The organism is Pseudomonas sp. PME37.24/025 (genome assembly GCF_055556615.1).
This window is the reverse complement of the sequence record NZ_JBVHNK010000014.1, coordinates 178798-198085: the sequence shown is the minus strand read 5'-3', so window position 1 is coordinate 198085 and position 19288 is coordinate 178798. Positions and strand designations below refer to the sequence as shown.

Sequence of the window (19288 nt, the reverse complement as noted above, 5' to 3'; positions counted from 1 at the left end):
TCAAGGATAGCGCCTGTCGAAAATTGCGTGGCAGAAACGACAAAGGCCTGCATGAGAAACCTCATGCAGGCCTTTGATAAATATGGTGCCGAAGCCGGGGTCGAACATACCGCCTACAGGCCTCTATTTTAGTGGCCTTATATATTATTAATCTCGACATGTATACCTAAACGTATACCTAAAACGGGAAGTACCCTTATCTTCTCCGCCTCCCGCCGGTCGCCTATCGTGCCAACACCCTCCCCCCGTTTTGCCGTCGCGAGGTGACGCTTGTGATCAAGCGCTACTCTCCCCGTTTTGGGATGGAAGAGATGGAAAAATAGTTTGGGCGTGACGCCGCCGATACTGCGAACGCTAATACTTTTGATGCAGCACCTCCAGTATTCTCCCACATTCGCCCAAGACGGCGATTTCCTAAAAAACTACGAATTAATGATTGAAACGGGCAGGGATCGGTCCTTCGGGCGAAGACTCCAGACTTTTGCCCCCCCCCTACCCAATGGCTTTATCGAGCAGTACCAACTGCCCTGGTTGCGTTGCCCGATGGCGAGTTACGGATAAACATCCAATCAGGCATACCCTGCCGTATGCGACCCTGCGCCGGGTCTCGAATTAGGAATCGAGTATTTTGACGGCCAGCTTCTCGAAGCTATAGAGTGCGTGCAATCTGGCCAGTAATTCAACCCGCCGGGTTATTTGCGTTTGGCACGTATGGCAGCTTCAAGTCAATTGCAGCCTGTCACTACAGGCAGAAAACGGCCCAGAGTGTGTAAAAACGCTTCGCCAAAATTGAAGTACGCTCCCTCTACGTTAAATCTGAAATTTATCGGTACGTCAGCAAATGTTGATTTCGCGTAGAAGCGCGATTTCCGGTCTAGTTTTGAGTACCTGTCGCGCTGAAAAACGTTTTTACACAGCCTCGGCCAGAAGCGGACACTTAAGTTGGAGCTAACCGGCCTGCCGGAGGCAGGTCTAGTTAACCGAAGGGATAGAGCGATTTTTTTCGAACAGCCGCACCTGAATGGCGAACCTGTGTGGACAATAGAGCTAGAGTGCGACCAGTTCGGCGATTTTTTCCGCGACCACAGCCATTGAATCTTCTGCAGTGTCGAGGCCGCTTCGGGAGGCGAGTAAGGGGCTAACATTGCGGAGAGCTTCATACGTCGTGTTGTGCACAATGGGAACGAGCTGGTTACCCGCCAAGAGTGCCGAAAGCTCTTTGTCGGCGACACTCTCTTTGGGGAGGCGGGTTAGGAGCGCGGGGGTCACCAACACAAGCCCGATTCGCGAATTCGCTAAGCCCTTGTCGATTGCGCGCATCATTGGAACGCCGAGGCCAAGGTCCTTCTCGCTGAACCAAACTTTGACACCAGCCGCCACTAGCAACTGGTGCAGCTCTTTGGCTGGCCCTTGCCGATCGTCCCACGCGTGGCACAGGAAGACGTCACGAAGGTCAGGTTGCTGCGCTGCTCGCGTCTCAACGGTTTCGCGGATTGGCGTGAGGGACTGCACTTGAGCAGGCGTGTACGACACGGACGAACCCGCTTTCGACCAGCGCGGCCTTGAACTGCTGCCGGACCTGCCACCACCGCCGCCACTGCTCCCACTGCTGCCCGACGATGAGTAGGACGAACTATAACTCTCATAGCGGGAACTACTGCGGGAGCTAGTGCGATAGCGGCATGCAGGGCAGGCAGCGGCCGCTGCCGCTGAGCTATGTCCGCGTACCGGCGCTGTGCATCTAGACATATCGTAATCCTTCCATTTGTAATCGCTCTTTCAAGAAGTGGATAGAGCAGCCATCGGTAACGATCGACTTTTCTATCCCGCGAGTCCTATTCCTTTTGCGGTTTACACTTGAAATTCATGCCCACAAGGCATGCTGATCGCAAACGATAGCCCATCGCTTGGATTCCGCTAGGTGGTCAAAGCGCTAACGACTGCTTCTGGCCGATTCTGTTGAAAAAGTCGGACTGTCCAAACTGCCTGGTCATTGGCGAGTGAATATGCCTTTTTTGCACGCTGCTACGTGAAATCCGAGTTCGGAAGCTTCTGCCAAAAGTAAAAATTTCAATCTCGGACGCGTACTTTTCTGATGCGCAAATCCTAGCCGACTTTTTCAACAAAATCGGCCTATAGCTGGCTTTCGCGACTGCCCGCTATAGGTTGTGGATTTCTGCCTGACGCGAAAGGCTAAAAACGGCCCAGAGTGTGTAAAAACGCTTCGCCAAAATTGAAGTGTGCGCATCTACGTCAAATCTGAAATTTATCGGCACGTCATCAGATGTGGATTTCGCGTAGAAGCGCGATTTCCAGTCCAGTTTTGAGTGCCTGTCGCGCTCAGTAACTTTTACACACCCTCGGCTAGAGGCAGTCGTTCGAACGCACGTATGCGGTATTTCTGGCACAAGTACATTTGGAACAGTGCGCGCGCGCCCTATCCCCCGGTACACTTCGTCTCGGAGCTATGCACAATTAAGGAGTCGAACGCCAGAATCTACCACCCGCTTACATTGCTCCTCCGCAGGCCAAATACCCATTAACTAAGTAACCCGTATAGGTACGTGATGGCTTCATCATTGCGGCCAAGTCCATGGTAATAAGCAGATCTCCATGAGTTGGGAGATTGGGACACGACTCGCTCATAACGCTCGTATTGCAAGATTTCTCTCTTCAAGTCGCCGATGGTCAATACCTCCGGAAAAATCTGCTTCAATTCGCTGACCATTGTTCCCCAGAGATCAACCAAGTACTCATCGATACCTGCAGGGCGAATAACGTTCTCGATATGCCAACGAACCGTTGCAAGCTCTTGGCCAACCACATCGAACGGGATAGGCGTCAGCTTCGGAGCTCTCCAATCGGGCTCAAACTGCACACTGAGAATTCTGTTGACTGCGAAATTGTCGAAGTAAGGATGGAGTGGTCTTTCACCGATACTAGTCCCCCTCACAAGTGCATTACGCTTATTATTGCATCGATCACAGCAGGGAACTAAGTTCTTGGAAAAAAAAGAGAACTCGGAATATAAACTCTTGGGCAGATAATGATCCAAGGTGCCAAGCGCATCACGCCCACAAACCGGACAGGCGCCTCTTACTGAATCCCTTAGATCTCCTATAAAACTCAACGCCACAGGTGGGGTACTGTATAAAGACTTCAACTGCTCTTTAACAGGAAGGAAACCTGCATCAGGCAATACAGCCCAAGGATCGCCAAGGCTAAATTCGTAAGCCGAGTACCGCAACGCGATAGCGTCGAAATACGGGATAGCCTGTTGTGCTGCTGAACTTGGAGACAGCCTCAAGGCATCTAGCAAAAGTAAGTCTTGGATGATGGGGCAATCAATTTTGCGCAATTTTCGCTCCCATTTTCAATCGAAGGGTCATCAAAGCAGGCACGCTCAACTCCGATGCGTAACGCTCCAGCGCCTCTTCGAAAGAGTGGCTATGAAACTCCGCCCGATCAAGTAGTTCATCGTACAAATGACTGGGAAGATCATCCCCAAAGACTTCATTGGAGATCGTCGATATACTGGCGCCGAGCGTCTGCACCAACGGTTTTTTGATGACGCTCTCTCCATCCTCAACACCCATTACATGAACGTGCGCACTCTGCACTTCTCGTACGACAAAAGGAGAATGTGTTGCAACAATGGCTATTGAGCGAGTTCCCTCAAGTATTCTGTTGAGAGTACGCATAAATCTTGAGATCAAATTAGGATGCAGGAAATTTTCCGGCTCATCAATAACCAGCACTGAGGCAGGCCCTGCATTCGATAAGGCTGTCAGCACAAAACGAAGAAAGGAGCTTTGCCCCAAACTAAGTTTCCGGCGTGCTCCATCGGAGTCAAAAAACTCCAGCGGATAACTAGTATCGACTTTACCTGAGTTCTCTAATATTTCCTGTTCACTTCCATTCGACCAAACGTCAAAAGGCACATAACCCACTTTTGGCCGAAGTCCATCATACTCAACTCGTACGGGCACCCGTAGTTCAAAATCGGGAAACTCCTCTTTTAGAATTCCTGAAAAATGAGTTAACAACGGTCCGTTACTATCATGACCACGTGCCACATCAACCAATAGAACGGCCATCGACTCACTATTAGCTTTGCGAGGTGTGCCAGGATTGAAAGTGAAAACTCGCGCTCGCGCGGCCCCTTCTTTTGAACTCGGGGTGAAATCTCTCACTGAAGAGGTATGAATAAATACGACCACTTGGTTAAGATCAGGCTTATTATCTATCGTTGCCAGGCGGCTATGCGCATCTATTAAAGCCCTTGACATCTTAGCAAGACTAGATGTTTTTCCGCAGCCGTTTTTACCAATTAGAACAGCAATCCTTCCTCGTAGAAGGTTGGCCTCTTCAAATTTGAAATCAAATTTGTACTTCGGCCCGACCCCTTTCAACTCAACTTTGAAAGGTCTCTGCGAGTCACTGCTTTCCTCCTGAAGCCCGCTTAACATCCTTGCTCCGCGACGATAAGCGAAAAAGGCCTCGCTGGATCTAACCATTGCTAATGAAAAGATGGGGTCAGCAACAAATTCTGGCCAGTCTCTTGAGACAAAAGTGCTGATAGCCATGTCATGCAATGCCTTCAGAAGCTCCGTTCCTCGCTCAACTCCGATAGCGCGCCTAACTAGACTATATGACTTCGCATCTACAAATAAACATTTGAAAGGTAATGCTATCTCCTCAACAAGCAACTGGCGCAAATCCTCCCCGACCAAACCGGAAATAAATTTATGCAAGTTTTTTTGACCTTTTATAGCGCACAAACCATCAAAAATAAAAACCTTCCCATCCGTGGTTCTTAGTCCGAGCCTGCAAGATACTGCATACCCAAACTCATCAACTCGCTTCTTGTTCGGAATAATGAATGCATCCCCAGTAGACGAGGAAATTAAATCCTCATCTATTAAAAAGTAGACTTTATACTTTTGGATGGCGGTTTTGAGCTTTTTATCCATGACGGACCCTCAAAGAATTAACTGCTACACGCTTAGGACAATCCCGAATATTCCTACCATCGGCTTGTCGACCAAGGTATGCATTGTCCGATACTTGCCTCATTTTGTGTCGAGATGCGCACACAGGGGAAGCTGAGGCCAGGTTGACAAGTAACATGTGCCCCCCACGCTGTCAAAAACGTACCCACATGATCTGCCAAGCTCTGAATTAGTCTGGTTACATAGACGCTGGACCCGCCGCTATGGGTCGATTGATACCCTTCCCGACAGTCAGCAATCGGCCCAGAGTGTGTAAAAACGCTTCGTCAAAATTGAAGTGTGCGCGTCTACGTTAAATCTGAAGTTGATCGGCACGTCAGAAAATGTGGATTACGCGCAGAAGCGCGATTTCCAGTCCAGTTTTGAGCACCTGTCGCGCTCAAAAACGTTTTTACACACCCTCGGCCAGAAGCGGTCCTTCAGAAACCTCAATCCGTCATTCGTTCAGACCGTCTCGGATGCTGAGTTACGGAGACTAGCTGCCGCTGATGCACAAATCGACAGTATTCCATGCTATCCACAGTGTATGCTCAGCAAAAACTGTCACTGCCCATATGGTGGTAACGCGTGCTCGGCGCATCGCGAGTCCTCAGCCCCGGCTTGCATCGCTGAATGCAAGCAATTACTGATAGAGACATAGCAAAAGGACATGCCATGACCGACAGAAGCGCCGTTGACACTATCCGAGGGTATTTTTACCAGTTCGATCTGTCCATCCTCAGCGTCTTGCAACTGGCTTCGCCGGACGATTCCATCGAGATTGAGTGCACCGAGGACATCGATATCCGGACCGCAAGCGACGTCACAGCCACGCAGTGCAAGTACTACGCGAAGACTGAATACAACCATTCCGTGATCAAAGATGCGGTTAAGCACATGGTGTCCCACTTCAAGGAAAGCTTGGCGGGAACGAAACCGAATGTTGCGTATTCCATTAAGGGACACTACGCCTCCGGCCAGGAAAAACTGGACGGCGGTGTAGACGTCGATTTCCTGAAGAAGCACTTCCTGACCTACACGAAAGAAAAAGTCACCTATTACCATTACTTGGACTTAGGCCTTTCCGATGCTGAACTCGAGGAATTCCTAAAGCGCCTGACTATCGACATCAGGGCGAAGGCGTTTGACCAACAGTTCCGAGAGGTGGTCGGGGCCCTCCAAGTTGCGTTGGGAGGGACGTCATTCTCTGCCGAATACTTTTTCTACAATAATGCGCTAGCAGTTATCCGCGATCTATCGATCAAGGCTGCGCCAACGGACCGGGTAGTTACGAAGAAGCAATTCCTGACCAAGATCAACACCTCAAGCATTCTGTTCAACGAGTGGTTCGTCGAGAGGAAGGGCAAAAAGGCCCACTTGGCAGCGCTTCGTAAGGAGTATTTCACGGAGCTCAACGTGCCGCCGTCCGAACGCTTCTTCATGGTAGAGGTAGACTCAGGCTCATATGATCGAGGCGACCTAAAGGACCTATTCCACGAGCTTTCAAGGAAATGGGCCAAACTGTCCGCACGTGAGCCGTCCCCTTTCTGCCCGTACATTTATGTTCACGGAGTACCAGACAGTGAGCTTCTCGACCTGAAGAGGGAGCTCAGCACAGAGGGGTTTAAGCTCATAGACGGCCACGACTTCCAAGGGGCGGACTTCAGCCACCAATCGATCACGCAGACGGCCACGCACGGTAACGGTATAAGGATCAAAGTCCTAAACACGCTTCCCAACGTCGAGCAAACCGTAGACGCAGTTACCAAGACACGGCGCATCTACCAATTCCACTTAGGCAGCTGCTACTTCCAATACGACAAGCCAGCGGTCCGACACGTCAAGATTCAGGTAGAACGGCTGTCGGACGTCAAATCCATTATCTAAACGCAGGGACGTGAGCATGGTACACAAACAGGAAGAAGAGAAAATTAATGCCCAGGTAATCGCGGTTTTTCCCGACAAGGTGCGCATTGTTGTGGATGACCTCGAAGACTTTAAAACGGCGGAAGAGTCGCTGAGGGTCGGCTCCTATGTGAAGATTGCGGACAACGAAAACGCAGTTCTCATAGCAATTATCGAGAACTTCCAGATTGCCGTCAGCGCAAATGGGAAGCGGGATTACATCATCGAAGCATTCCCGATCGGCATCTTGAGGGACGGCAAATTCGAACGCGGCGGCGACTCGCTAGCGATCCCGCCGAAGGAAGTCCAACCCGCGACCATCGCCGACATTAAGAAAATTTACGACGACTCAGTCCCCCAAGGTGAGAGGTTCCTATTTTCGACGTTGGCTTCAAATGGGAACGTCCCTGTGCCCGTCAACGGAAACAAGTTCTTCAACAAGCACATCGCAGTGGTCGGCTCGACCGGCTCCGGTAAATCGCACACCTTGGCTACCATTATCCAGAAGGCAGTATCGGGAAAAGACGGCGATTTCTCCCTTAACAACTCTCATGTAATTATTTTCGACATCCACGCGGAGTACAAGTCGGCGTTCCCTTCCGCAAACCACATCGACATCTCAAACTTAGTCTTGCCATACTGGATGCTAAACAGTGAAGAGTTGGAGGAGTTCTTCCTCGACACCGAAGCAAACGATCACAACCAGAGGAACATTTTCAAGGAAGCGATCATTAGGGACCGACGCGCAAAATTCAGCGGCTCCGATACCGAAAAGCAAAAAATTCACCTCGACACGCCTATTCTATTCGACATCAAAGAGGTGCTTGCGTACGCAATCGCTAAGAATGAAGAGATGGTCGATACCGGAGAAGTCTACGCATCCAGTAACAAAGAAAAGGCCGGACAGCCTAAATACACGCAGGGAAGTCTTTACGGAAAGCTGACTAACTTCGTGAACCGACTCGAGAACAAGGTGAACGACACCAGGCTCGAATTCTTCCTAGGCGAAAAATCAAAGAACATCACGTTCGAAGAAACACTTCAGCAGTTGCTCGGATACCCCTTGCAAAGCAGATCAAACGTGACCGTCATTGACCTTAGCGGAGTTCCGTTCGAAATACTGAGCATCACAGTATCACTCATCTCGAGGCTCGTTTTTGAGTATGGGTACATATACAAACGCATACGCTGCGCCAAAAACCCTAGCGAGAAGGTGAACAACGACGTGCCAATCCTGCTTGTCTACGAGGAGGCGCACAAATATGTCCCTAACAGCGAGCTTTCCAAGTACCGGTCGTCCAAAGCCTCTATTGAGCGGATTGCCAAGGAAGGGCGAAAGTATGGCGTTACGCTATTGTTAGCGAGCCAACGGCCATCAGAGATATCTGAAACGATCTTCTCCCAATGCAGCAATTTCATTGCGATGCGCCTCACCAATCCAACGGATCAAGGCTACGTTAAAAAGCTACTTCCGGACTCGCTCGGCTCATTGATCGACAAGATGACATCGTTCCGGCAGGGGGAAGCTTTATTGGTAGGTGAATCCATCATTCTTCCCTCTATCGTTCAGATTGAACCTTGCGCCGACGCCCCCTCCTCGAACGACATCCCTTACTGGCAACTGTGGAAGGAGGAATGGAAGGATATGGACTTCGCGGCGATCAAGGCTGAATGGTACAAGTAACGTCTACCCCCTGTATTCGTAGAGGTGCAAAGCAGGACTACTTGTAAGCAAGACGTTTCACTAAAATCAGATCGGGTCAGTGATGGTTTTTTCGTGCAATTCCTCCCGGCATAGGGGATTAGATCGGAAATGTCCGCTCTGGGTCCAGGCTGTGTGAAAACGTTTTAGAGCGGGTTTGACAGTCAGGACTGGAACGAAAATCGCGTTCCTACGCAAATTTCCGGCCTGCTGATGAACCAAACGCCGACAGATTTTACGTAGCAATGCAGACTACAAAACGGTGCATGCGTTTTCACACAGCCTGGGTCGATTGCGGCCCGTCGCGACAGGCCGAAATCGGCCAATTGCGGAGGTCCGGAGACGAGTCACTACCTGCGCAGGGTGGATAAAAGCGCATTTGTGGTTTCGAAGTCTACTTTCCTACAAGGTATCTAGTGAATATCTACTACTTAGATGCCCCGTGATACACTGAACCAGAAAATTCCGCTGCTGTTGAGGTTTTTATTTTATGAGCGACGTTACAATTTCCTCAGGCTGCTCTATAAGCTATTTAACCAAGCACATCGATCTAAACAATCGGGTGTGCATAGTATTTGATAAGGATGCGAGCTTTTCTCTGGGTGCAGAAGGGTTCTTCATATCATGCATCATTGCCTTAAGCAGAGCAGGTAGACTTGGTCAGGTCAAGATTCATTTATCTAGTGCAGAACTTAAGCAGCATGGCATTAGAGCTGACAACTATCTCAGCTTGGCGTGCTTCATAAATATTTGTATCCAAGATGTAGTGATCGTCGACCGATATGGTGTTGTCATTACTGACATGCTTATCGAGGAGGTAGGAAAAATAGTTGATATGGACTATGGTGCGTACGAGAACGGACAATCATACTCCCTATACGCTCTAGACCCTTACTTTGTACATCCACCGATTCTTAATCTCGGCAGTACAGAGCCATCTGAGACGGACTTTAGATCGCTCTTGGGTCCAAAGATTGAAAAGTGCATGATTGGGGATACAGCAAGTGGCAGAAAAACATTAGAAAAAATTGTAAGTTCAATGAGCTTATATGTTTTTCTGAAGGAGGTCTGGGAAAACACAATCCACCATGCTCGGAGCTCCAACGTTTCTCTCAGATATATAAAGGTTTCTAGAGTCATCTATAATAGTCCAAGCGAGATTGAAAAATCAGATTTACCACTTGCTTTAAGTGCGTATCTAAAATTTAGGTCTCAGAAGGATGGCGCTAAAAAATATTTAATCATTGATATCGTCGATTCTGGTAGTGGAATTTTTGAAACTTTGAAAAGCTCCATGCCTGGCGCACACAAAACGGAAGTGGTGAAAAACGCGTTCCGTAAAAACAGCACTTCTAAGATTCAACGCGCCCCAATAAGTCGGGGCCTAGGTTTATTTGCAGCTATGGAGTGCGCGCAAAAGCTCAGGGGGCTAGTGGTCATGACCACCTCCGGGGTACTTTGTGTGAACTATGACTATAAAAGCGATGAGTTCTTGACTGAGACACAGGTACTAGATCTAAACCTGCCTATCGACAGCCTTTCAACATCACTATCGCTAATTATTCCGGCCTGACTTATGAATCCTGTAATTATCAATTGCACTGGCATGATGGCCCCGGCAGATGTTGAACCACTCTTATTAGTGTCCACAAGCTCTTCAGATGCACCATATGATAGATGCTATATACTCTCGACAAGTAATGTTTTTTTACAAGCAATGGGCGACGACAATAATGCGCCGATCAGAGATAAATTAGTAGCCAGATTAAATCTTGATTATGTTGGAATAATTTTCTACTGCAAAAAACAGATGCAATACCAACTGTATGAGATAACATCAGATGGCGTAACATTGACAGAAGACAAGTTTGATATAAAAAGTACAGCCTCTATTGATCTGGAAAGGCTGCTTAACAAACACTCTAATGAAAGCTTTGTTCGGGGAAATAAGCAATACCATTTTGCAACCCCATCCCACAATCACACCAACGCGTTCTTCAGGTTGGGTGACTCCATCAAGAACAGGGACGACTTGGATAGAGTTACATTCTGGCTACTCAAATGTGTAGATGAGTCTGACTATATATTTATTGACTCCTGGTCTATCGCTGCGATCCCGTTGAGAGCATTACAAATTCTGTGCAAAGATACAGTATTCGACGCGCTGCCTGCTCATCCAGCGAAAAAAATTGTCGATTGCAGAAGTGTCGTCTGCGCCGCGACTCCAGAACTCAAACTATCTGTAAGCCCGCTGCTACTGGTCAGTGTAGTTAGTAGTGGAAGTCTGGTCGAAAAATTCAAGGAAATTTTTCAAGGTGCTTACAACTTAAAAAAGCTATCTATTGTCGCGGTCTATTCTTTTATCGAGCAGGAGTACAGCTACTGCTATGTTGATCGCAACGTGGTAAATTACAACTTTGACAACTGCGAACTCTGTCAACAGGGAAGCAAAGCCATTGAGATTCATCCGAGCGCTTACTACGTCAAGGACGCTACAGATTCTGGCGTAAAACTTACTAGATTAATTGCTGAGTCAGGTTATGGTTTTTTTCAAAAGTATCACGCCAATTTAAACGATATCGTATCCTTTCATAAAGGAGACACCTCCAAAGGAAACAAGCATTACGCATACTACATAGACTATAATAAAATCTCTAACCTAGCTGCTTTTGCTGAGGCCTTAGCTGAAAAACTCTCGACTGCGTTAACTATAGACTCTGTAGTTTTGGCGTTAGTTAATGATCCTGCGATTGAATCTGCAGTTGGCATCACGGGCGCCACATTTTATTATTTGAACAGCCCAGAGTCCGCACTTGACAAGAAAGTTATAGAGTCTATAAAAAATGCAGACAAAGTTATTATCTATGACTCCGTCACCATTAATGGAAAAGCTTTTGAAAAGCTAAACAACTTTATTCGAGAGAAGGGCGAGTTAAGTGCCTCGATTAAGAATATCGTTTTCTTGGCGGGAATATATAGACCCACATCAGCATCTGCCGAAAAAGCAATTCGAAGTTCTCTAGCCTATAAGGATGCTCGAGTATCGAGAGAATTTTCATACATTGAGATGCTCGTTATACCCGATTACGGCCCTATGGAATGTCCTTGGTGTCTTGAGCTTGGAGCGATCAAAAATTCAATAAAATCGGCCTTGAAGGGCTCGGGCCGATTTTATGAAAGAGTTTCCAAACTTTCAAACTTGCATGAAGGTGTTCGTGGGATTGACGCCATATTTCACATTGACAAAAGCACTGAAAATCTAATGCTGGGCGCTGATTCTTTCCTCGCACCACAAGAGACGGCTATTTGCGGCGTGGTACTTGCAGTTGCATCCGCTCTTCAGCAAATGCGAACCACAGATGATGAAGCAAAACGCCTCGCACCAGGATTCCCTTACACTCAGGTACTGGGGGCTATTAATTTTTCGAATTACTCAGAAGGAATTATTAGAGCCGCACTGATTAGAAATGCATCTGCAATCGAATTTGGAGTGATCGAAAAAGAGAAAACTTTGGGAATATTGCTACCAGCCTTGGAAGATATCAACCAAGCTAGCCTTCTTTCCGAATATATTATTGCTGTTATCTGCGGGAAGCTACCTCCCTCTACATCGCTGAGTGATGCAGTAAACCTACGACTACAGACACTCACCACTGAAAATCCGGAAATTATGAAGTTGGCGTTGGGTACCGATGGCTAGCCAAATCATGAGCAACGTCTATCAAATGAGAGCAACCGAAAACAATGCTTGTGTTTTCGTGTTTTCGCTGTCTGTGATAGGCCGGAGCTTGGGGAACAAATCGCACCTGAATTCATAGACTCACTCGACAGAAAGCTTTTGGCCGATGTTTGCATGCCGCCATCGTCAGCTTCGGGTCGGCTCCCGATAGACGCGTTCCAGGGCAGCCAAGGCCACCTTGGTGATCAGAACAAATGGGTATCTGCTGGGAGCGGGTGCCAGCCACCTTTGCTCAGCCGCTTCTCCACTAGAGCCTTGTACTCCTGCGGCTCAGGCGCGTCCTTACGCTTATGACGGCGCTGATTGCACCGCTGGCAGGCGGCAGCAATATTGGACTGGGTATCTCTTCCGCCATCCTGCCTGGCAACCAGATGCTCGGCTGTGCACTGGAAGTGCCTAGCCTGCCGAAGGGAAAGGCCATGGCGGCGGGCGAAGGCCTCAGGAGTATCGCGCCACATCTGGAAGCCGCAGTAATAGCAGCGGCCACCTTGGCGATCGAACGCAGCGAAACGATGTTTGATAACTGATTTATGGGCCATGGCGGCCTCCTGTATGAAAAAGGAAGTCCGCTGCGCCTAAAGGCAAGAAACGGTACCAGTCGACTCACTCGAACCGGCCCAACATCGCCCCCTTAAGGGAACGACAAGAGCAAATCTACGCCAAATCAAAAGCAGTGATCAAGTAGTCTGGAGGCAACCCGAACTGGTCAAGTATTCCCGGACACCCATGCAGGCGAAATCATCACCAATCAACTGCGTAAAAGAATAAAGCCCGGTAGTTGTCCGGGCTCAGCACTACATGACCTGCGCGCCAGGCCACAGCATTCGGGCTTCAACCAAGGCTTCGGTATGAGTCATCGGCTCGCCGATCATTGTGAAGGGGCTGTACCCAGTCACGTGCACTGTCCAGTGACTGCGGCGGGCTTCACCATCGTTGGCCACAACTTCGACCATCAGCTCCAAACGGTGCAACTTGATATAGAGGCGCTCCTCCTGTGTCAGCCTGCTGGATGGTGAGACGCTTAAGCGGTTGCCCACCACCTCGGCACTGAACCCACGATCATGGAGATAGTCGATAACTCCCATCAGAAGGCCTCCGCGTCGGATTCATCGAAGGCCATGTCCGGCGAAGTACTGGTGGTGTCGGGGGATAGTTGCCGACTCGAAGTCCTGCAAGTCCCAATGTCCTGCTCGAGGTGATCGTCTGGCAGGACATCAGGACTTGCAGGACATTGCTTCGATAACTTTCTCCCGATGCCCCACTTCACCGTCCCCCCAGATTTACCCAAGGGTTTGCACTCGATGCCTATCTGCCGAAGAGCTGGAGCGGCACGTCGCAGGGCGTCCCCTAGCCCCTTCGCGGAACGCGGCCACGAATCGCAGCCGGTTGGACGGTACTGGTCCAGGGTACGCAGAATCTCCTTTACAGGGGCGGTCACTCCGTGCGGACGCGCCTCGACCAGTTCCACTACGGCGGCAGCTACCGGGCTAGCGTCAATGGTGCGAGCCAGACTTTCCTGCCGACTGGAAATGAACTCCTGCAGGAAATCCTTGGGCTCATGTCCCGCTGCGGCGGCGACAGCCATACCGAGGCGAGCGAATTCAACCAGCCGCGGACGCTCGTCAGCGGGGATGTGCATCTGCGGCACTAACTCCAACGCCTTGGCGAAAATATCCAGCAGCGCCCCCAGCAAACACGGACGCTCGGCTTCGTACTCCCGCCAAAGGTCTGTCACTTCCAGCCGCTCGCTGATAACGGGCGTCTCGATAGTGATCGTTCTGTCCACTAGATCTTGCGCCGTGACTGCCGCAGATATGCCATTCAGCACGACGGGGCGCTTCACGCTGATAACACTTTCCTCGGCATCCGAGTACAGCTTGCGCTTGGCAAAGCCGCCTCCGGTTGCCAATACACACATGGCATCCTGAGTTGCTGCGGGCAAGTGCGAGACGTTCTCCAAGCTCACTACCGCACACACACGAGCAGAAATGAATAGGTCCTCCGCCGACTTCGGTGCGCTGCGTAATGGGCAGGAATTCGGATCAATAAGCTGGCGCAGCGCTGTTTGTGTCGTGCTCTTGGCGCTGCCCTGCTCGCCCAGCAGCTCCAGCACTGGATAAGGTGTATCAGGACGCAGGCATTCGATCAGCCAAGCCAGGGCCAGCAGACGGGAGCCGCGCGGGATGTTCGCCACGTGCCAAAGTTGCTCGATCGATCCACCTGGAACTGGAGCCGGAATCGGCTGCATGGATTCAGGCCGAACGAACATGGCCTCGGGTGACTCGACGATCTCCCACTTACCCGGCCGGATGCGAACCGCTCGGCTACTGCCTGGTCCAGCCAAGTCGAGAAAATAATCACCAGCGGCACCAGCAGTGCGCCGGTGTACCTCCTGACAGTCTCCATGGAATCGACCGAGGCCGGCCAGGGTGCTCAGCGCCTCCCGGACCGATTGTTCTCGGGGCGCTTTTCCGCTGTCGGAGTAAAAACCGGCGACCAGTGCATCTCGGAACTGGCGCGTGTCTAGATTACGCACCTCGCCCGTAGCGCGATCCCGGGCGAAGACGTCCTTGTTCTCATCGTGGAACAACTCAAAGCGTTGCTCCACGAACTTGACCAGTAGAGACGCCTGGCTCTGCTTTTCGTCAGCATCATCACCGGGCTCGAAGTGTTCCTCGGCTGGCTGCTGATCGTCTTCGAACTGCTGTTTGCCGGGAGCGTCCACCATTTGCAGCAGTTGCTCGACGGTGCCGCCCGCGTCCAGCCAGTCGGATACGTCGCCCTTCGGCAGCAGCCCTGGAAGGCTCAGTACGCGAACTTTTGCCTCGGCCTGACTCAGTGCCCGACAAACCTTGTCGGCGTGTTGACGTCCCGGCTCGTCGTTATCCGCCAGAATCACTACGTGGCGGCGCGCGAAATGTTTATTGAGCGCATTAGGCCACTTGCCAGCGCCGCCGGCGTTGCAGGTTGCGACCAACCCCAGTGACTCCAGGCGCAATACGTCCTTCTCGCCCTCCACGACAAACACTGGCGTATCCCACGGCGTGTCCAGCAATTGCGGCAGACGGTAGAGAACCTGACGCACGCCCTTCACTGACCACATCCAGCCGCCTTTTCCATCCGGGCGGCGCTGGCGAAAGTCCTTTGGTTCGTAGCGGACAACTTGAAACAGATCGTTGCCGTCTTCGTCGGTGTAGTCATAACAAGCCGAGATGCGACGGCTGGCCGGTAGGACATCAGGACTTTCAGGATATGGCGCCGGCTGCTTTTCTTTTAAGCCTTGCTGCTCAAGCCAGCCCATTTGATCGGCCCGACTTGTGATGCCGATTTTCCAGGCAATCAAATCCAATACGCCGCCACCGCGCCCGTCTTCGTGCGAGTGCCATACCCCCTTTTCCAGATCGACGGATAACGAGCCGTGCGCTCCGAATCGAAACTCGGTCGGCTTGCTCATTGCGGCATTTGGCTCGCCAAGAAGGTAGAGCGCCACGGGCCCAATCATGGATTTCAGCCAAGCCGATCCCGTCGGCGCATTGGCGCCGTTTTGACTTTTCATGGGTTATGCCTCGAGCTGTTTGACGTTGCGACGGTTACGGTAGAACCGGGCATCGTTGCCTAGGTCAGCAATTGCAAGAGCACTTGCGAAGTTGTAGCAAGGCAGCCGGACAGACGAAGTGAAATTGTTGCGCACGACAAAGGCGCAGGCCTTCCAGACGTCCGTATGCGATGGTGCAGGCGTCATGCTGCGTCCCTCGCTGCGATCTTGGCCTGGAGCCAGGCTTCCACCTCGGCCACAACGTAATAGGCGGCAGCCTGACGAGCCTCACCATCTTTAATCGGCTTCGGGAAGGTCGGGTCTTTCTTGCGGAGTTTGTCCAAGCCTGAGCGGGATAGGTCCAACCAGCCACACAGCGCTGGCTGGCGGATTAGAGCTTTTGCGGGAGTCGTTGCTGGGTGCATTTGAGCGCCTCCGTATGGGTGACGCTCTTTATTATTCACACGCTGAAAGTAAAATCTTTCTAGGGTTTTTCCGCTTTTTTAGAAACCCTATCCCCGAGTTGCTTCTTGAATCGATAGTAGGCGGCCCTCGCCGTTTCGAATGAGACCGAATGCCGCTCTGAAACCACCTGCAGGGCATCCGTGATCGCAATATGCTCATCGTTCGCCAGATTCGTCGCGTCACAGTAAATGGCCAGATCGCGCTGATATCGTTTCTCTTTGGGTGGTAAATCCGCTTTTCCTGGGCTGATTATTTCCTCATCCCAGGCACCGCCCATCAATACTTTGTAACAGGTATCCGCCATCCACTCGAGAATCCAAGGCTCGACTTGTTCACCCCTGTAAACCCGGCTAATGAAGCGATCGAGCATCGCAAAATCAAAAAAAGCGTGATCCTCTTCCGAAGAAGTCCTACCCCTTACCCGAGCGAAAAGCTCGTCCAGATCATCGTTTGCAGAAGGGTCCCATGCCAAGACAAGCTTCCGAGGATCATCTTCGTCAGGCACAGCCTTCCAGCGATCAGTCCCTGACTCAGCCATTTACACCCTCCCGCGCCATCACAATGCCCTCTTCAATGTCCCGATGTGCAAAATCATAGGGCGTGATGTGCTTTTCCCGGTTGGCGTCCAAGTAGTCAGCCCACCACGTCATCATCAGTCGACGCTCTTCCAGATGCTCAGCCTTGTGGATATAGGCCGCGCGCACGCCGTTGCGCTCTTGGTGACTCATTTGCCGTTCAACCGCGTCACGCGACCACAGACCGGACTCGACCAACGCGGAACAGGCCATAGTGCGGAAACCGTGCCCGCAAATCTCTATCTTGGTGTCGTACCCCATGCGGCGCAGTGACTTGTTTACGGTGTTCTCCGACATTGGCCGCCAGTGGTAGTGATCGCCCGGCAACACCAGATCAAAACGCCCGCTAAGCCGGCGTATCTGCTCTAGTACTTCAAGCGTCTGGCGTGACAGAGGGACAAGGTGCGGAGTCCCCATCTTGGCTCCTCGGTGCGACCTCTTGACGCCCTCGATTGGTGCCCGTTCGCCGGGAATCGTCCACATGCTCCGGGTAAAGTCGAACTCCGACCAGCGAGCAAAGCGCAGCTCACTAGAACGAATGAACACCAGTAAAGCGAGGCTTACAGCAAGACAGGTAAGCGGTCGTCCGGTGTCAGCCTCGCAGCGTTGCAACAACTCCGGCAACCGCTCAAGGGGCAAGGCCGGGCGGTGTTTGGTCTTGCGGGTGGCAGTCCCCCCCACCAGATCAAGCGCCGGGTTGTATTCGATGAAATTGCGCTGAACGGCGATTCGCATGATTCCGGCGATGCGCTGACGCAGTCGCCCAACCACATCAAGCGCGCCGCGCTTCTCTACCGTCTTCAGACAGGCCAGCAGGTCGCAGGTTTTCAGGTCGGATACGGGGCGTTTGCCCAGCATGGGGAAAAGATCGACCTCAATCTCTTTCAGCACCCTGACCGCGTGATCCTTCGACCATTTGCCGGCCATGCTGGCGTGCCATTCCAGGGCCAGCGCCTCAAAGGTGTTCCCCGCCTCATTGGCCGCCTCGATCTTTGCTTGCTTAGCGCTCTCGATGGGGTCTTGGCCGTGCGCCAGCAACTCGAGTGCATCGGCTCGACGCGCGCGGGCGGCTTTCAGACCGAGAGCCGGGTAGTTGCCGAACGTTGCCAGACCAGGCTTACCGCTTGGCTTTTTATACTTGAAGCGCCAGACCTTGGTGCCGGTAGCCTTTACAAGCAAAAAAAGCCCTTGCCCGTCGAACAGGGTGTAGTCCTTTGCGCGGGGCTTGGCGGCCTCGCATTTGGGGTCGGTAAGGGGGGTTACGGTGCGCGCCATAGGTATACGCCTCTATATCGAACCGATATATACCTAAACGTATACCTAAATCTTGGGACTGTACAGGAACATACGGGGATATTCAGACACAAAAAAACCGGCTATAAGGCCGGTTTCTCTAGGTTTCAGGTGTTTACGGGAACATCTGAAATCATACTATTGGTGCCCGAAGCCGGAATCGAACCGGCACGCCCTTACGAGCGGGGGATTTTAAGTCCCATGCGTCTACCAGTTTCGCCATTCGGGCGGTAGCGCGGTAAAGCAGTCTGAAAACTGACCAACAACGATCTGGCAGTTCTGACGCTTATGCAACAGAGGGGGAAATATATACATCCCGCCCCGGTGAAGCAAGTTCGCAAAGATCCTTTTCAAGACTAAATCTTGCAGGACTGCGAAAATAAAAAAGCTCCGTAGATCATGGATCTACGGAGCTCGTTTAAAGTGGAGGCCGAAGTCGGAATCGAACCGGCGTAGGTGGATTTGCAATCCATCAACAAAACAAGCTATTTCAATAGGTTAGCACTATAAGTGTTCCGCAAGCTACTGATTTTTAAGGTTCTGCAACCCACACCATTCAAGGGGTGTCTCTCAGGTTGCGGAACTGTTTTTCTCCGCACCGTTACGGTTCGTCGCCCCTCCCTCGACTGATCCTTACGTCTCGACTACTGTATACATAAACAGTAAACGACAAAGGCACCTCCCGTGGATCCCCTCGACATCGAAGACACCAGCGACTGGCATGGATGCCCGACCGAACTGGAAACCATCAAACACTATTCACGCATGCTGGAAAACGAAGTCCAGGAATTGAACCTGCAGCTACGCGTAGCCAGGGAAAATATTTTCGGCCTGGTGCAAATGCATACAGACGCGTCCGGGGAGTGCCGTCGACTTCGCGACGAGCTCAAGCAGGTGGAAGCAGAGCTTGCCGAAACAAGCCGGAAACACTCTGACCTACTCAATGCCTCAAACAGCATCCTGATGATGAAGGACCGGGAGTTGGCCGGTTACCAGCAAAAACTTAAGGAACTGACGGGGTACACCTACCCACAGTCGACGCCTCACCGACTAAGCTGAAATCAGCAATCCGAGGGCGTAGCC

General features: G+C 51.2%; 15 protein-coding genes and 1 tRNA gene. 6 read left to right on the top strand and 10 right to left on the bottom strand.

Features of this window, described 5'->3' with window-relative positions; all coding sequences use genetic code 11:
- Nucleotides 1–1047: 1047 nt before the first annotated feature.
- The 3 genes from ACZ3HH_RS24535 to ACZ3HH_RS24525 form a co-directional block, all read right to left on the bottom strand.
- A complete protein-coding gene (locus ACZ3HH_RS24535; RefSeq protein ID WP_465808494.1) occupies nucleotides 1048–1512 on the bottom strand; it encodes a toll/interleukin-1 receptor domain-containing protein in 465 nt (154 codons plus the stop codon).
- A 1027-nt stretch (nucleotides 1513–2539) separates the two neighbouring features.
- On the bottom strand, nucleotides 2540–3358 hold the full coding sequence (locus ACZ3HH_RS24530; RefSeq protein ID WP_230139152.1) for an HNH endonuclease: 819 nt from the start codon (nucleotides 3356–3358) through the stop codon (nucleotides 2540–2542).
- A complete protein-coding gene (locus ACZ3HH_RS24525) occupies nucleotides 3345–4973 on the bottom strand; it encodes an AAA family ATPase (protein ID WP_465808492.1) in 1629 nt (542 codons plus the stop codon). Before ACZ3HH_RS24525 ends, ACZ3HH_RS24530 begins: the two co-directional genes overlap by 14 nt.
- A 693-nt stretch (nucleotides 4974–5666) precedes the next feature.
- Between ACZ3HH_RS24525 and ACZ3HH_RS24520 the strand changes: the two genes are divergently transcribed.
- From ACZ3HH_RS24520 to ACZ3HH_RS24505, 4 genes are all read left to right on the top strand, one after another.
- On the top strand, nucleotides 5667–6878 hold the full coding sequence (locus ACZ3HH_RS24520; RefSeq protein ID WP_465808490.1) for a DUF4297 family anti-phage-associated protein: 1212 nt from the start codon (nucleotides 5667–5669) through the stop codon (nucleotides 6876–6878).
- Between the two features lie 16 nt (nucleotides 6879–6894).
- Entirely contained in the window at nucleotides 6895–8580 is a 1686-nt protein-coding gene (locus ACZ3HH_RS24515) for an ATP-binding protein (protein ID WP_230139149.1), read from the top strand.
- A gap of 508 nt (nucleotides 8581–9088) precedes the next feature.
- A complete protein-coding gene (locus ACZ3HH_RS24510) occupies nucleotides 9089–10171 on the top strand; it encodes a hypothetical protein (RefSeq protein ID WP_230139148.1) in 1083 nt (360 codons plus the stop codon).
- A 3-nt stretch (nucleotides 10172–10174) separates the two neighbouring features.
- Nucleotides 10175–12298: a hypothetical protein gene (locus ACZ3HH_RS24505; RefSeq protein WP_465808488.1), complete on the top strand. Its 2124-nt coding sequence runs from the start codon at nucleotides 10175–10177 to the stop codon at nucleotides 12296–12298.
- 224 nt (nucleotides 12299–12522) lie between these two features.
- Here ACZ3HH_RS24505 and ACZ3HH_RS24500 read toward each other — a convergent pair whose 3' ends face one another.
- Nucleotides 12523–12708 (bottom strand): HNH endonuclease, encoded by a 186-nt coding sequence (locus tag ACZ3HH_RS24500; protein WP_230139161.1) that lies wholly within the window; start codon nucleotides 12706–12708, stop codon nucleotides 12523–12525.
- On the opposite strand from ACZ3HH_RS24500, the gene ACZ3HH_RS24495 reads away from it, so the two are divergent.
- On the top strand, nucleotides 12628–12864 hold the full coding sequence (locus tag ACZ3HH_RS24495; protein WP_230139162.1) for a hypothetical protein: 237 nt from the start codon (nucleotides 12628–12630) through the stop codon (nucleotides 12862–12864). The two genes, ACZ3HH_RS24500 and ACZ3HH_RS24495, sit on opposite strands and share 81 nt — an antisense overlap.
- Before the next feature lie 267 nt (nucleotides 12865–13131).
- Here ACZ3HH_RS24495 and ACZ3HH_RS24490 read toward each other — a convergent pair whose 3' ends face one another.
- From ACZ3HH_RS24490 to ACZ3HH_RS24465, 6 genes are all read right to left on the bottom strand, one after another.
- Nucleotides 13132–13422 carry a hypothetical protein gene (locus tag ACZ3HH_RS24490; RefSeq protein ID WP_230139146.1) on the bottom strand — a complete coding sequence of 97 codons (291 nt, stop codon included), beginning with the start codon at nucleotides 13420–13422 and terminating at the stop codon, nucleotides 13132–13134.
- A complete protein-coding gene (locus tag ACZ3HH_RS24485; RefSeq protein ID WP_465808487.1) occupies nucleotides 13422–15893 on the bottom strand; it encodes a toprim domain-containing protein in 2472 nt (823 codons plus the stop codon). Before ACZ3HH_RS24485 ends, ACZ3HH_RS24490 begins: the two co-directional genes overlap by 1 nt.
- A 182-nt stretch (nucleotides 15894–16075) precedes the next feature.
- Entirely contained in the window at nucleotides 16076–16297 is a 222-nt protein-coding gene (locus tag ACZ3HH_RS24480; RefSeq protein ID WP_230139144.1) for a helix-turn-helix transcriptional regulator, read from the bottom strand.
- A 59-nt stretch (nucleotides 16298–16356) separates the two neighbouring features.
- Nucleotides 16357–16875 carry a hypothetical protein gene (locus ACZ3HH_RS24475; RefSeq protein ID WP_230139143.1) on the bottom strand — a complete coding sequence of 173 codons (519 nt, stop codon included), beginning with the start codon at nucleotides 16873–16875 and terminating at the stop codon, nucleotides 16357–16359.
- Complete coding sequence (locus tag ACZ3HH_RS24470) at nucleotides 16868–18187, bottom strand: tyrosine-type recombinase/integrase (RefSeq protein ID WP_230139141.1); 1320 nt, start codon at nucleotides 18185–18187, stop codon at nucleotides 16868–16870. Before ACZ3HH_RS24470 ends, ACZ3HH_RS24475 begins: the two co-directional genes overlap by 8 nt.
- 160 nt (nucleotides 18188–18347) lie before the next feature.
- Nucleotides 18348–18434, bottom strand: a tRNA-Leu gene (locus tag ACZ3HH_RS24465).
- Between the two features lie 455 nt (nucleotides 18435–18889).
- Between ACZ3HH_RS24465 and ACZ3HH_RS24460 the strand changes: the two genes are divergently transcribed.
- Nucleotides 18890–19264, top strand: coding sequence for a hypothetical protein (locus tag ACZ3HH_RS24460; RefSeq protein WP_465808486.1), 375 nt, complete (start codon nucleotides 18890–18892; stop codon nucleotides 19262–19264).
- Nucleotides 19265–19288: the final 24 nt, after the last annotated feature.

Bases quoted from the DNA above. Each gene is read 5' to 3' on its own strand.
- ACZ3HH_RS24520 (WP_465808490.1), top strand. From the start codon at position 5,667: ATGACCGACAGAAGCGCCGTTGACACTATCCGAGGGTATTTTTACCAG.
- ACZ3HH_RS24475 (WP_230139143.1), bottom strand. From the start codon at position 16,875: ATGGCTGAGTCAGGGACTGATCGCTGGAAGGCTGTGCCTGACGAAGAT.
- ACZ3HH_RS24505 (WP_465808488.1), top strand. From the start codon at position 10,175: ATGAATCCTGTAATTATCAATTGCACTGGCATGATGGCCCCGGCAGAT.
- ACZ3HH_RS24480 (WP_230139144.1), bottom strand. From the start codon at position 16,297: ATGCACCCAGCAACGACTCCCGCAAAAGCTCTAATCCGCCAGCCAGCG.
- ACZ3HH_RS24510 (WP_230139148.1), top strand. From the start codon at position 9,089: ATGAGCGACGTTACAATTTCCTCAGGCTGCTCTATAAGCTATTTAACC.
- ACZ3HH_RS24470 (WP_230139141.1), bottom strand. From the start codon at position 18,187: ATGGCGCGCACCGTAACCCCCCTTACCGACCCCAAATGCGAGGCCGCC.
- ACZ3HH_RS24525 (WP_465808492.1), bottom strand. From the start codon at position 4,973: ATGGATAAAAAGCTCAAAACCGCCATCCAAAAGTATAAAGTCTACTTT.
- ACZ3HH_RS24495 (WP_230139162.1), top strand. From the start codon at position 12,628: ATGACGGCGCTGATTGCACCGCTGGCAGGCGGCAGCAATATTGGACTG.
- ACZ3HH_RS24515 (WP_230139149.1), top strand. From the start codon at position 6,895: ATGGTACACAAACAGGAAGAAGAGAAAATTAATGCCCAGGTAATCGCG.
- ACZ3HH_RS24490 (WP_230139146.1), bottom strand. From the start codon at position 13,422: ATGGGAGTTATCGACTATCTCCATGATCGTGGGTTCAGTGCCGAGGTG.
- ACZ3HH_RS24485 (WP_465808487.1), bottom strand. From the start codon at position 15,893: ATGAAAAGTCAAAACGGCGCCAATGCGCCGACGGGATCGGCTTGGCTG.